General features: G+C 72.2%; 16 protein-coding genes. 9 read left to right on the top strand and 7 right to left on the bottom strand.

Translation table 11 applies throughout. The annotated features are described in order from the left end of the window. Window positions 1-26 precede the first annotated feature (26 nt). The 3 genes from ABFX46_RS09855 (at window position 27) to ABFX46_RS09845 (ending at window position 1504) form a co-directional block, all read left to right on the top strand. Window positions 27-947 (top strand): LysR family transcriptional regulator, encoded by a 921-nt coding sequence (locus tag ABFX46_RS09855; protein ID WP_346041180.1) that lies wholly within the window; start codon window positions 27-29, stop codon window positions 945-947. Window positions 948-1039: 92 nt separating this feature from the next. Further along, entirely contained in the window at window positions 1040-1312 is a 273-nt protein-coding gene (locus tag ABFX46_RS09850; protein ID WP_346041178.1) for a hypothetical protein, read from the top strand. Window positions 1313-1342: 30 nt separating this feature from the next. Beyond that, entirely contained in the window at window positions 1343-1504 is a 162-nt protein-coding gene (locus ABFX46_RS09845) for a hypothetical protein (RefSeq protein ID WP_346041176.1), read from the top strand. A gap of 3 nt (window positions 1505-1507) precedes the next feature. Here the strand turns inward: ABFX46_RS09845 and ABFX46_RS09840 are convergent, their stop codons facing one another. Beyond that, window positions 1508-1738 carry a hypothetical protein gene (locus ABFX46_RS09840; RefSeq protein ID WP_346041174.1) on the bottom strand — a complete coding sequence of 77 codons (231 nt, stop codon included), beginning with the start codon at window positions 1736-1738 and terminating at the stop codon, window positions 1508-1510. A 120-nt stretch (window positions 1739-1858) separates the two neighbouring features. On the opposite strand from ABFX46_RS09840, the gene ABFX46_RS09835 reads away from it, so the two are divergent. From ABFX46_RS09835 to ABFX46_RS09825, 3 genes are all read left to right on the top strand, one after another. Then, entirely contained in the window at window positions 1859-2611 is a 753-nt protein-coding gene (locus ABFX46_RS09835) for a MerR family transcriptional regulator (protein WP_346041172.1), read from the top strand. A 71-nt stretch (window positions 2612-2682) separates the two neighbouring features. Continuing rightward, complete coding sequence (locus tag ABFX46_RS09830; protein ID WP_346041170.1) at window positions 2683-4452, top strand: S9 family peptidase; 1770 nt, start codon at window positions 2683-2685, stop codon at window positions 4450-4452. A 582-nt stretch (window positions 4453-5034) separates the two neighbouring features. Further along, window positions 5035-5496, top strand: a complete 462-nt coding sequence (locus tag ABFX46_RS09825) for a hypothetical protein (RefSeq protein ID WP_346041169.1) — start codon at window positions 5035-5037, stop codon at window positions 5494-5496. Between the two features lie 41 nt (window positions 5497-5537). Here ABFX46_RS09825 and ABFX46_RS09820 read toward each other — a convergent pair whose 3' ends face one another. The 3 genes from ABFX46_RS09820 to ABFX46_RS09810 all read right to left on the bottom strand — a co-directional run bounded on the left by ABFX46_RS09820 (window position 5538) and on the right by ABFX46_RS09810 (window position 8817). Continuing rightward, entirely contained in the window at window positions 5538-6206 is a 669-nt protein-coding gene (locus tag ABFX46_RS09820; RefSeq protein WP_163062158.1) for a TetR family transcriptional regulator, read from the bottom strand. Window positions 6207-6306: 100 nt separating this feature from the next. Beyond that, on the bottom strand, window positions 6307-7365 hold the full coding sequence (locus ABFX46_RS09815; protein WP_346041434.1) for an aspartate-semialdehyde dehydrogenase: 1059 nt from the start codon (window positions 7363-7365) through the stop codon (window positions 6307-6309). A 177-nt stretch (window positions 7366-7542) separates the two neighbouring features. Beyond that, on the bottom strand, window positions 7543-8817 hold the full coding sequence (locus tag ABFX46_RS09810; protein WP_163062159.1) for an aspartate kinase: 1275 nt from the start codon (window positions 8815-8817) through the stop codon (window positions 7543-7545). A 379-nt stretch (window positions 8818-9196) separates the two neighbouring features. Here ABFX46_RS09810 and ABFX46_RS09805 point away from each other — a divergent pair, with 379 nt between their 5' ends. Beyond that, entirely contained in the window at window positions 9197-9559 is a 363-nt protein-coding gene (locus ABFX46_RS09805; protein ID WP_131936036.1) for a hypothetical protein, read from the top strand. Between the two features lie 288 nt (window positions 9560-9847). Beyond that, window positions 9848-10126, top strand: coding sequence for a hypothetical protein (locus ABFX46_RS09800; RefSeq protein ID WP_346041166.1), 279 nt, complete (start codon window positions 9848-9850; stop codon window positions 10124-10126). A 22-nt stretch (window positions 10127-10148) separates the two neighbouring features. Here the strand turns inward: ABFX46_RS09800 and ABFX46_RS09795 are convergent, their stop codons facing one another. The 3 genes from ABFX46_RS09795 to ABFX46_RS09785 form a co-directional block, all read right to left on the bottom strand. Continuing rightward, complete coding sequence (locus tag ABFX46_RS09795) at window positions 10149-10700, bottom strand: DUF5063 domain-containing protein (RefSeq protein ID WP_346041164.1); 552 nt, start codon at window positions 10698-10700, stop codon at window positions 10149-10151. Beyond that, window positions 10693-11292, bottom strand: a complete 600-nt coding sequence (recR, locus tag ABFX46_RS09790) for a recombination mediator RecR (protein WP_131936043.1) — start codon at window positions 11290-11292, stop codon at window positions 10693-10695. Before recR ends, ABFX46_RS09795 begins: the two co-directional genes overlap by 8 nt. 93 nt (window positions 11293-11385) lie before the next feature. Beyond that, window positions 11386-11751 (bottom strand): YbaB/EbfC family nucleoid-associated protein, encoded by a 366-nt coding sequence (locus tag ABFX46_RS09785; RefSeq protein ID WP_239067764.1) that lies wholly within the window; start codon window positions 11749-11751, stop codon window positions 11386-11388. 244 nt (window positions 11752-11995) lie between these two features. Between ABFX46_RS09785 and ABFX46_RS09780 the strand changes: the two genes are divergently transcribed. After that, complete coding sequence (locus tag ABFX46_RS09780) at window positions 11996-12574, top strand: sugar O-acetyltransferase (RefSeq protein WP_346041161.1); 579 nt, start codon at window positions 11996-11998, stop codon at window positions 12572-12574. Window positions 12575-12666: the final 92 nt, after the last annotated feature.

Genomic DNA, 12666 nt, shown 5'->3' with positions numbered 1-12666 from the left:
GCAGAACCGATGAATGGACGCCGCGCATGCTCGACCTCCACCGGCTGCGCCTCCTGCGCGAGCTGAAGCACCGCGGGACGCTCGCCGCCGTCGCCGAAGCCCTCTCCTACAGCCCCTCGTCGATCTCGCAGCAGCTGTCCGTGCTGGAGAGGGAGGTCGGGGTCCCGCTGCTGGAGCCGGTCGGGCGCCGCGTCCGGCTGACCGCGCAGGCCGAGATCCTCGTCGCACACACCGAGGCGGTGCTGGAGCGGCTCGAACGCGCGGAGGCCGACCTCGCCGCGTCGCTGGAGGGCATCACGGGCGTGCTGCGGGTCGCCGCGTTCCAGACCGCCGCGCTCGCGCTCGTCCCGGACGCCCTCACCCTGCTCCGCGGCGCGCACCCGCGGCTGCGGATCGAGATCACCCAACGGGAGCCGGAGAGCGCGCTGCCCGCCCTGCTCGCCCGGGACTTCGACCTCGTCATCACCGAGGAGTACCCGGGGGAGCCGGGGCCGCGCCCGGCGGGCGTCGAGTACGCCGAACTGGGCGAGGACGAGATCGGGCTGGCGGTCCCGGACGGCGCGGCCGGCACCGGCCTGCGTGGTTTGGCCCGCGTCCCGTGGGTCATGGAGCCGGTGGGGACGGCGTCCCGACAGTGGGCGACGAGGCTGTGCCGCGAGGCCGGGTTCGATCCGGACGTCCGGTTCGAGTCCACCGACCTGCTGCTCCACCTGCGGCTGGTGGAGCGGGGCCATGCCGCCGCGCTGCTGCCCGGCCTGGTGTGGGCGGGGCGTCCGCCGACGGTCCGGGTCGTCCGGCTGCCGGCGGAGCGGCGGACGCGCCGGCTGTCCACCGCGTCCCGCCAGGGCGGCGGTGAGCATCCGGCCGTGCGCGCCTTCCGGGCGGCGCTCGCGGAGGGGTTCGCGCGGCAGAACGGGTCGGCCGGGGGATCACTCCACCGTGATTAGGGGTTTTCCCCTATGGCGATGACTTCGCCCGGCGGGCAGAGTCGTATGTGGCAGCAGGGGGACGAGGCCCCTCCGCAGGAAGAAGGCACACGATGTCGAACACGCCGACCCTCACCTCGATGACCGCCTCCGACCTGGCCGAGATCCTGTTCTGCAGCAGGCTGCAGGAGTCCGACCGCCCCACCGCCGAGCAGGTCCGCGCGGCGATCGACGACCGGATCGGCGCCTGCGGCGGCGACCGCTCCGCCTGCCTCGCCGGCGTCGCGCAGGAGGCGGGCGACCATCCGGAGACCTACCGCGCCCGGATGCGCTGGGCGCTCGACACCGTGGCCGCCGCCTACCCCTTCGTCCGCACGGCCGCCTGACCTCCCGAACAAACGAACAGGGAGAATCCGATGCGTTCACCGTTCATCGAGCGACGCGAGGAGATCCTTCCCCGGTCGCTCCGCGAGCTCCTCGCCGCCGAGGCGGCGGCCCCGCCCGGCCGGGTCCGGTCCGGGAGCGAGAGGCCCCGGCGCCGGCAGCGCAGGCTCAGGACCGTCCGGCGGGCCCCGTGACCGTCAGCGGTGCGACTTGGTCTTGGACGTCTTGCTCTTCGTCTTCTTGTAGTTCGTCTTGTGGCCGCCGTCCGTCTCCCACTCGTACCCGGTGGTGCCGTTCTTGCAGAAGCGGTCGCTGACCTTGGTGTCGGTGGCGTCGTGCTCGCACCACCGGTCCTGGCCGCACGCGGTCAGGCCGAAGGCGGCGACCAGGGCGGCCAGCGCGAGTGCGGCGGGACGGGTCTTCGACATGAGGCGCCTTTCTGTCAACTGCGGCGACGACGCAGGTCCGACGCCCGCCGCGCCGGTCCCGTTCCGCCGCCGCGGGCGGTGGGGGCTGACCGGGTCCGGCCGCGAACTATGCTGACGCCCGTGAGCGAAGAGCCGACGGAGGACCGTCCAGCGGACGGCGGACGCGAGTACCGGATCGGCGAGCTCGCCTCGGCGGCGGGCATCCCCGTCCGGACGCTGCGCTACTACCAGGAGCGCAAGCTGCTGCCGCCGCCCCGCCGCGAGGGGCGCATCGGCCTCTACACCGAGGACCACCTCGCCCGCCTCCGCATGATCGCGAACCTGCTGGAGCGCGGGCACACCCTGGAGGGCATCCGGGAACTGCTGTCGGCGTGGGAGCAGGGCCGCGACATCGAGGCCCTCCTCGGCGTCGAGAAGGCGGTGACGGCGCCGTGGTCGAACGAGGTCCCCGTCACCATGACGCTGGACGAGGCGGCCGCGCTGTTCCCCGGCGAGATCGGCCCCGAGTCCATCGCACGGGCGATCGAGCTCGGCCACATCGAGGTCGACGGCGACCGCATCACGCACTGGAGCCGCCGCCAACTGGAGGCGACCGTCACGCTCGTCCGGGCCGGGGTGCCGCTGGACGCGGTGCTGTCGGCCGGCCGGGAGCTCCAGCGCAGCATGGACGACCTGGCCGCCATGTTCGTCGGGCTGATCACCACGCACGTCGTGCAGAGCATCGACGACCAGGACCTCGGCGAGCTCACCGAGACCCTCGCCCGGCTGCGTCCGGGCGCGCAGGTCACGGTCGAGGCCGGGTTCGCGCGGGCCATGGACCGGCAGGTCCGCGCCGCGATCGACCAGCTCCTCGGCCGCCTGACCACGCCCTGACCACGCCCTGAGCCCGCTCTGAGCCCGTGCGCCCGAGCCCGTCCGGGCCGCGCGGTCGGGATACTGGGGGCATGGTCGACGACGAGCGCTGGAAGGCGCGTTTCCGGGCCGCCCGGATGAGCCTGCCCCGATGGGCGCGTGACGCCCCGAACCGCAGCATCTACCGGTCGAACGTGACCGGGACGTGGGAGATCTACGCGTGGGACCGGGAGACCGGTGCGCAGCGCCAGATGACGGATCGTCCCAACGGGACGTGGATGGGAACCGTCGACCCGTCCGGCGAATGGGTGTGGTGGTTCGCCGACACGGACGGCGACGAGTTCGGCGTATGGAACCGCCTCCCCTTCTCAAGCGAGGGCATGGAGAGCGAGCCGGCCGTTCCGGGGCTGGAGCCGTCGTATCCGTCTGGGCTGTCCCTGGGCCGCAGTGGTCTCGCCGTCATCGGACGGACGACCGACCAGGGCAACACGATTCACCTCTGCCGCCCTGGGGCGGAGCCAGAGGTGCTCTACCACCACGCAGAGGACGCCCACGTCGCCGCCCTCTCCCGTGACGAGACCCTCATCGCCATAGGCCACAGTGAGCACGGCGACAGCCGGCACATGGCGCTGCGCGTGCTGCGCCCCGACGGCTCCACGGTCGCCGACCTGTGGGACGGACCGGGCAAGGGCGTCTACGGCGCCGGATTCGCCCCGGTCGATGGCGATTCACGGCTGCTCGTCAACCACGAGCGGCGCGGCCGCGACGAGATGCTCATCTGGGACCCCGTCGCCGGGACCGAGCGGGAGATCGTCCTCGACCTGCCCGGCGAGATCGGCGCCGACTGGTACCCGGACGGGACGGCGCTGCTGATCTCCCACTCGCACGAGGCGCGCGACGAGCTGTACCGGTACGACCTGACCGACGGGTCCCTGACCGGGATCGACACCCCGCGCGGGGTGATCGGCGGGGCCGGTGTCCGGCCGGACGGGACGGTCGAGTTCTCGTGGTCGTCCGCCGCCGAGCCGCCGGTGATCCGCTCCACGTCGGGCGCGGTCGTGCTCACCCCGCCCGGCCCGGCGGCGCCGCCGTCCGTCCCGGTCGAGGACGTGTGGGTGGACGGCCCCGGCGGCCGCATCCACGCCCTGGTCAGCAGGCCGGACGGCGACCGCCCGTACCCGACCGTGTTCGACGTCCACGGCGGGCCGACCGCGCAGGACGACGACTCGTTCGTGCCGACCGCCGCCGCCTGGGTCGACCACGGGTTCGCGGTCGTCCGCGTCAACTACCGGGGCTCCACCGGATACGGCTCGGAATGGCGGGACGCCATCGAGGGCCGTGTCGGCCTCACCGAACTGGAGGACATCAAGGCCGTCCGCGACTGGGCCGTCGCGTCGGGCCTCGCGGACCCGTCCCGGCTCGTGCTGACGGGCGGCTCGTGGGGCGGCTTCCTCACGCTGCTCGGCATCGGCACGCAGCCGGACGACTGGAGCGTCGCCGTCGCCGCCGTCCCCGTCGCCGACTACGTCGCCGCGTACGAGGACGAGATGGAGGGCCTGCAGGCGTTCGACCGCTCGCTGTTCGGCGGCTCGCCGGACGAGGTCCCGGACCGCTACCGCGCATCGTCCCCGATCACCTATGTCGAGGCGGTCAAGGCGCCGGTGCTGGTGCTGGCCGGGGAGAACGACCCGCGCTGCCCGATCCGGCAGATCGACAACTACCTCGCCCGCCTCGCCGGCCTGGGCCTGCCGCACGAGGTGTACCGGTACGACGCGGGGCACGGCTCCCTCGTCGTCGAGGAGCGGATCACGCAGATGGCCGCGGAGATGAACTTCGCCCGCAAGCATCTCGGTATGTCGTGATCTTCCGGGGGACGGGCGGCGCGGCCGCCCGTCCCCCGCGTTTACAAGATCGAACCTTGGGCATCCTCGGGTCGGCCGTTGATCATGACGGCCGGCCTACCCCCCGGTAATCGAAGAGCACCGATCGGGGGGACCCAGATGACACGCCTTCGGCATGCCCGTGCGCTCGTCCGGCACGCCCATGCGTTCGCCGCACGCACCTTCGGCGACCGAATACCGAGCCCGCACGGCCCGGCCTTCCGGCTGACCGGCGCGGTCACGGCGCTGGCCGTCGCGGCGACGGCCTTCACCCCTGTCCCGGCCGCCGCCGACACTCGTGAAGCCCGTCTCACCTCGGCGCATCCGAGCACATCGTCCGCACGTACGGCACCGCTCCGGCCCGGCCGCGCCGGCCGCGCCGACCGCGCCGACCGCCCGATTCCAGCCCGTACGCGCCTCCGTGGCGCTCCGCTGACGCCACCCGCGCGGACTCCCCGTCCCGTGATCGCGGACCCGTCGGCCAGTGGCACGCCCACCGAGAGCACACCCCTCGCACCGGCGCAGGACCCGCCATCGGCGGCCCCACCTCTCACCCGTCCGCCGATGTCGTCGGATTCCGAACCCGCGGTCCCGGTCCAGGAGACGCTGCCGAAGTTGCCGGACCTGCCCGTGTCGCTGCGCCTTGAGCAGCGGTTCGCGGAGACCGCGCTGCGCGGCAGCGGCATCCGGTGGCGTTCGACCGGGGGCTGCTCCGACCGGACGGTCCGGACCTGCACGTCGTTCCAGGGCGTCCGCTGGGGGACGATCAAGGGCGTGATCGACTTCGCGGAGTCGAGCGGCTGCAAGATCACCATCACCGGCGGCACCGAGCGCGGGCACGCCCCCGGCACCTACAGCCATGCGAACGGCTACAAACTCGACATTGCTCCCGGACGCTGCGTGGACGCGGCGATCAAGCGCTACCCGTCCGCCGGCACGCGCGGCGACGGGGCCCGCCTCTACCGCTCACCGGACGGCACCGTCTTCGCCCGCGAGAAGGACCACTGGGACATCACCTTCCGCTGACCCGGCGAGCATGTGCGGGGGCCACCCGAGCATGTGCGGGGTCAGGCGCGGACTTCGCGGATGATGCCCACCAGTTCCCGCGTCACCGACTTGAAGCCGGGCAGGCGCGACATCGCCACCATGCGGTTCACCAGCGGGACCGTCCGCTCGACGAGGAGGTACGTCTTGCGGCAGCCCGGCGAGTTGTCGTGCACCCAGTACAGGACGATGCCCATCGAGTAGATCCACAGCAGTTCGGGCAGCTCCGCCCGGAACTCCCGGTCGATCTTCAGGTCGGAGCCCTCGACGACCTCGCGGTAGATCGCGACCGCCGAGTCGCGGGCCGGGCCGGACTCGGCGCTGAACGGGTTCAGCGGGCTCGTCGGCTCGGCGGCGAACTTGAAGAACTTCCCGGCGAACTCGTGGTAGGGGACCATCGTGTCGACCCGGGCCTTCAGGACGCCGAGCAGCCGCGGCGCGAACTCCGTCTCGGTGTCGAGGACGGCCCGGCAGGCGGCGACGTGCTCGTCCTGCAGCTCGTCGTAGTAGGCCTGGATCAGCTCTTCCTTCGACCCGAAGTAGTAGTAGGCGTTGCCGACCGAGACGCCCGCCTCCTTCGCGATCGCCCGCATGGTCGTCGCCTCGTATCCGCGCTCCCGGAACAGGCGCAGCGCCGTCTCGACGATCGCGGCCCGCGTCTGCTCGGACTTCACGGCCTTCGTCTCGGTCACGCATGCCACTTTAGGTCCCCGCCCCGGCGTCCCGCTCGCGCGGAGCCCCGGTCGCGCGGAGCCCCGGTCGCGCGGGCGGGCCGCCGGCGCGGGTCCGGGGTCAGCCGGTCAGTTCGGCGGCCACCAGCTCGGCGATCTGGGCGGTGTTCAGCGCGGCGCCCTTGCGGAGGTTGTCGCCGGACAGGAACAGGTCGAGGGCCCGCGGGTCGTCGAGCGAGCGGCGGACGCGGCCCGCCCACGTCGGGTCGGTGCCGGCGACATCGGCGGGCGTCGGGAACTCGTGCGTCTCCGGGCTGTCGCACAGGACCACGCCGGGCGAGCGGGCGAGGATCGCCTGCGCCTCCCGCTGGTCGGTGCGCTCCTCGAACACGGCGTGCACGGCCATCGAGTGCCCGGTGACCACGGGCACGCGGACGCAGGTCGCCGCGACCTTCAGCTCCGGCAGTCCGAGCACCCGGCGGGTCTCGTCGCGCAGGCCGAGCTCGTCGGACGTCCAGCCGCCGTCCGCCTGCGTCCCCGACCAGGGCACGACGTTCAGCGCGAGCGGCGCCGGGAACGGGCCGAGGTCGCCGACCGCGCCGCGGACGTCCCCGGCGCGGTTGCCGAGCGCCCGGTCCCCGCCGACCTTCTCCAGCTGCGCGTACAGGGTGTCGACGCCGTGCCGGCCCGCGCCGGAGGCCGCCTGGTAGGACGCGATCACCAGCTCCCGCAGCCCGTACCGCGCGTGCAGCGCGCCGACCGCCACGATCATCGAGAGCGTCGCGCAGCCGGGGCCCGCGACGATGCCGCGCGGCCGGTCGCGCACCCGCTCGGGGTTCACCTCCGGGACGACGAGCGGAACGTCCGGGACGGCCCGGAACGCACGCGACCCGTCCACCGCCACGGCACCGTGGCCGGCCGCGATCGGCGCCCATTCGGCGGCCACCCCGTCCGGCACCGCGAACACCGCGACATCGGCGCCCGCGAAGACTTCGGGCGCGAGCGGCACCGCCTCGGCCGGCTCGCCGCGCACCCGGAGCACGCGCCCCGCGGACCGCGCCGACCCGGCGAGCCGGATCTCCCCGTACACGTCCCTGCGGGTCGACAGCAGGTCGAGCATCACCGCACCGACCGCCCCGGTGGCGCCGACGACCGCGAGGGTCGGCAAGGCGGAGCCCATCGTCGCACTCACACCCACAGAACTACCGCCGCGCACGACCGGTTCCCAAAGCGCACCACCACCCGCGAACACCCCCATACCGGCGTCCGCGCCCGCGGGCGCACCGGGCGCGCATGCGAAAGGCCGCGCCGCTCCGGGCCAGGCTCTCCCGGGGCGGCGCGGCCCTCCGTGGTCGCGTCAGCGGCCGGTGCCGCCGTAGACGACGGCCTCGACCTGGTCGGAGTCGAGGTCGAAGGCGTGGTGGGCGGCGGCGACCGCGGTGTCGATGTCGTCCTGGGCGACGACGACCGAGATCCGGATCTCCGACGTGGAGATCATCTCGATGTTCACCCCGGCGTCGGCGATCGCGCTGAACAGGTTGGCGGTGACGCCCGGGTGCGAGCGCATCCCGGCGCCGATCAGCGACACCTTGCCGATCCGGTCGTCGTAGCGGAGCGACTCGAAGCCGATGCGGCCCTTGAGCTTGTTCAGCGCGGTCAGCGCGGTCTGCCCGTCGGTGGACGGCAGCGTGAACGAGATGTCGGTCCGCCCGGTGGACGCGGCCGACACGTTCTGCACGATCATGTCGATGTTGATCTCGGCGTCGGACAGCACCGAGAAGATCGCGGCGGCCTCACCGACCTTGTCGGGCACCCCGACCACGGTGATCTTGGCTTCGCTCCGGTCGTGCGCGACACCGGAGATGATCGCCTGCTCCATGTCCTGTCCTTCGATCTCGCTGCTGTCGACGACCCACGTACCCTCCTTCTGACTGAACGAGGACCGCACATGGATCGGGATGTTGTAGCGGCGCGCGTACTCCACGCAGCGCAGGTGCAGGATCTTGGCGCCGTTCGCCGCCATCTCCAGCATCTCCTCGTAGGAGATCTTCGGGATCTTACGGGCCGCGGGCACGATGCGCGGATCGGCGGTGAACACGCCGTCGACGTCGGAGTAGATCTCGCAGACGTCGGCGTCCAGCGCGGCGGCGAGCGCGACCGCGGTCGTGTCGGAGCCGCCGCGGCCGAGCGTGGTGATGTCCTTGGTGCCCTGCGAGACGCCCTGGAAGCCCGCCACGATGCAGATCGAGCCCTCGTCCAGCGCGGTCCTTATCCGCCCCGGCGTCACGTCGATGATCTTGGCTTTGCCATGCGAGCCGTCGGTGATCACACCGGCCTGGGAACCGGTGAACGAGCGGGCCTCGTGGCCCAGGTTCGCGATGGCCATCGCCAGCAGCGCCATCGAGATCCGCTCGCCGGCGGTGAGCAGCATGTCCAGCTCACGGCCCGGCGGCAGGGGGCTGACCTGCTTGGCCATATCGATGAGATCATCCGTCGTGTCGCCCATGGCGGACACGACGACGACCACGTCGTTGCCCGCCTTCTTCGTTGCGACGATGCGCTGGGCGACCCGCTTGACGCCATCGGCGTCGGCGACGGAGGAGCCACCGTACTTCTGCACGACTAGAGCCACGAGTGGGCGCTCCTCGGATCGGGGTCGGGCGTTCCGTTGGACGAGTCTACCGAGCGCCCGCCCATCGATTACGACCAGGTAACTCGACTGTGGCCGCGAACGCGTCCGAGCCCTGCCCTGGGCCGCCCCTGGCCTGGTGGAGCGGCCGCTATGGGTCACCGCCTTTCCGAACTAAAAGCGTTCGGGCAGGTCAAGGCCCGGCTTCCGGGCGGGGGACGGCCGCGGGGGCCGTACGCGGGCTCCGCATGGGGGACGTTGTCCCACATCAGCGGCCTTTTCGGGATTATGATTCACTGCTCGACATCTCGCGCGCGCACGCGCGACACATCCCGTCCGGCCATCGCGGGCGGACGCCGGTACCCCCTGACGAAGGAACATCATGGCCGATTCCGTCAAGATCCACGTGACCGGTACGCCCGACCAGGTCCGTCCCGTGCTGGAGCAGGTGCTCGGAGCCGAGGGCTTCCGCTTCACCTGGGAGAACCCCGGCGAGTGCATCATCGAGAAGGGCAGCCGCACCAAGGCGCTGCTGCTCGGCGCGTTCGCCACCCACTACAAGTACCGGATCATCCTGCGCCCGCAGCAGGACGGCAGCGTGGTCGTCGACGCCGGCCTCGCCACGACCGGCATGTCCGGCGGCGCGATCGGCGTCGCCAAGGTCCGCAAGAAGCTCGACGAGGTCGGCCGCATCCTGGACGGCGCCTTCCAGAACGCCGGCACCTTCCGCGGCCGCGTGGCCTGACGGCCCGAACGCCCCTCTCGCCACCGGCCCCGACCGACCCGGCGCCCCGCGCCTCCGGTCGGGGTCGGTCGTTTCCGGGCGACTGACGCGGCGGAGGGTTGCTTGGCATCGCGCGCGCCCGCTCGCGCGCCCGGATCCCCGGGTCTTCACGGACCACCCGAAAGGGGGGCGAAGCGTCTACGTATCGGCGGGGTGCCGTGGTTCATCTCGTCCACGCGTGAGCCGTACGCGTCCGCGCCATGACCCGGCGGGGCGTGCGCGGCGGTGACCGAGCCGATGGGAGAGCCGATGGCCGCGTCCGATGAACTGCCGCACGTCCGCAGGGGGCCGCTGTACTCGCTGTACGCGGCGCTGCGGCGGCGCGCCCCGCAGGTGTCCGCGGCACCGCCGGAGGATTCCGTGCTGCGCGTCGGGTACCGAGGACGGACGGCGGCCGTCGTCTGGGACGGCGACCTCGGCGAGTACGCCTGGGAATCCGGCGGGCAGCTCGGATCGGACGCCGAGAAGGCCGCCGAACTCGTCGCGTGGGCCCTGGACGCGCCCGCGACCTCCCCCTCGGACGGCTAGCCGACCGTCCGCGCGGAGCCGGTCAGGCGGTCGCGACCTCCGCCTCGGGGGCGACGTCCAGGCGGGCGTTCGCGACGAACGCCTGGAGGGCGCGCAGGGCGGCGCCGGCGTGGTTGCCCCAGTGGTTGAAGTAGGAGTACTGCCACCACCAGAGGGCTTCCAGGGGGCGGTCCTGCTGGTAGTGGCGCAGCCCGTGGACGAGGTCGCTGGCGACGTCGACCAGGTCGTCCGACAGGCGGTACGACGTGGGCTCGGTGTCCTTGTACGGGTCGAAGACCTCGACGTACTCGTCCAGCGCGATGAGCCGCTCGGACAGGCCCTGCCGGATCGCGTCGAGGTCGGGGTCGTCGCCGACCTCCGGCTCCCAGTTGTCGGGAAGGATGACGTCGGCGCTGGCGCCGAGCTGCGCGCCGGCCAGCATGACCTGCGACACTTCGAGGAGGAGCAGCGGGATCGTGTGCGTCCCGCCGTCGCCGCGGGCGACCGCCTCCAGTCCGTTCAGGTAGTTGTCGACGTGGCACGCCACGCGCTCGGCGAGGGCGTTCCAGTCCTGCGGGCTGTTGGTGTCAGACATCGAGCAGCCTCCGTCCTTCGAATGCGCGGCCCAGCGTCACCTCGTCTGCGTACTCGAGGTCGCCACCCACCGGCAGGCCGCTGGCCAGACGGGTGACGGTAAGGCCCATGGGCTTCACGAGCCGGGCGAGGTACGTCGCGGTGGCCTCGCCCTCCAGGTTGGGGTCGGTGGCGAGGATCAGCTCCGTGACCGTCCCGTCGGCGAGCCGCTGCATCAGCTCGCGGATGCGCAGGTCGTCCGGGCCGACGCCCTCGATCGGGCTGATCGCGCCGCCGAGGACGTGGTAGGTGCCCCGGAACTCGCGGGTCTTCTCGATCGCGACGACGTCCTTGGACTCCTCCACGACGCAGATGACGTGGGGGTCGCGGCGGGCGTCCCGGCAGATCCGGCACTCCTCCTCCTCCGCGACGTTCCCGCACGTCTTGCAGAAGCGGACCTTGTCCTTGACCTCTTTGAGCGCCTTGCCGAGCCGTTCGACGTCGGCCGGGTCGGCGGCGAGCAGGTGGAAGGCGATCCGCTGCGCGCTCTTGGGGCCGACGCCGGGCAGCCTGCCCAGCTCGTCGATGAGGTTCTGGACCACCCCTTCGTACAACGGACCCCTCCTTTCCTAGTCTGTGCTGTACGCCTGGTACGCCATGGACGCCGTGCGTCCGGGACGCCGCGGGGCGCCCCGTGCGCTCCGGGTTCAGGCGCCGCCCGGGCCGCCGCCGAGGCCGGGGAAGCCGCCGGGAAGGTCGCCGCCGCCCGGCAGCCCGCCGAGGCCCTGGGCCAGCGGTCCCATCTTCTCCTGCTGGAGCCGCTGCGCCTCGCGCGCGGCGTCCCGGATCGCGGCGAGGACGAGGTCGGCGATGGTCTCCGCGGTGTCGGCCGGGTCGTCGGGGTCGACGGCCTTCGGGTCGATCGACAGGCCCGTGACCTCGCCCTGGCCGTTGACCGTCGCGGTGACGAGCCCGCCGCCGGCGGTGCCCTTCACCTCGGCCTCCGCGAGTTCGCGCTGCGCGTTGAAGAGCTGCTCCTGCATGGCCTGCGCCTGCTGCAGAAGCTCCTGCATGTTCAACTGACCACCGGGTTCCACGGTGCACTCCCTTTTCCGGCCCCCTTGCCGGGACCTTCTCTCTGGCGCTCCGCCAGCCACCGGACGTCCGTCCCCCGAGACTACGGGTTCGCGCCATGATGCGGTAAGTACGCCCGTCACGATCTTGGCGGGAGTGGTGCCACGCCAGCCGCACGTCAAACAACCCGGCGCACGGCCGCCGCTGACGTCCAAGGGCGTCCCGGAGCTAGGGTCGTGTTCGATGACTGACTTCTTCGCCGGGGACACGCGGAGCAACCGCGAGCGGATGCTGGCCGGTGACCTGTACATCGCCGACGACCCCGACCTGGCGTCGGCCTCCAAGCGTGCGATCGCCCTGGCCCACCGGTACGGGGAGGTCTACGCCACCGACCAGGAGGCGGCCCGGCCGATCCTGGAGCAACTGCTCGGGTCGATCGCCCCGGACGCGCACATCCGTCCGCCGCTGTACGTCGACTACGGCTCTTACATCACCGTCGGTTCCGGCACGTTCGCCAACTACGGCCTGACCGCCCTGGACGTCGCGCCCATCACCATTGGCAACGACGTACAGATCGGCCCGAACGTCCAGTTGCTGACGCCGACCCATCCTCTCGACGCCGAGCAGCGGCGGGCCAGGCTGGAGGCGGCCGAGCCGATCGTGATCGAGGACAACGTCTGGCTGGGCGGCGGCGCCATTGTGCTGCCCGGCGTCACCATCGGGATGAACAGCGTGATCGGTGCCGGTGCGGTCGTGACCAAGGACGTCCCGCCGAACGTCGTGGCGGTCGGCAACCCCGCCAAGGTGGTCCGCCACCTGTAACGGCTCCGGTTGGCCTGGGGTGCCATCCGTCCAAGACGGCGGCGGGGTCGCGGGAGACGATGGGCGCAGTGGTCAGATGCAGATTGGGAGTC

The organism is Actinomadura chokoriensis (genome assembly GCF_039529475.1).
Taxonomy (GTDB): Bacteria; Actinomycetota; Actinomycetes; order Streptosporangiales; family Streptosporangiaceae; genus Spirillospora; species Spirillospora bangladeshensis.
Note: the sequence above shows the minus strand (reverse complement) of the source record. Positions and strands in the feature narration are given on the sequence as shown.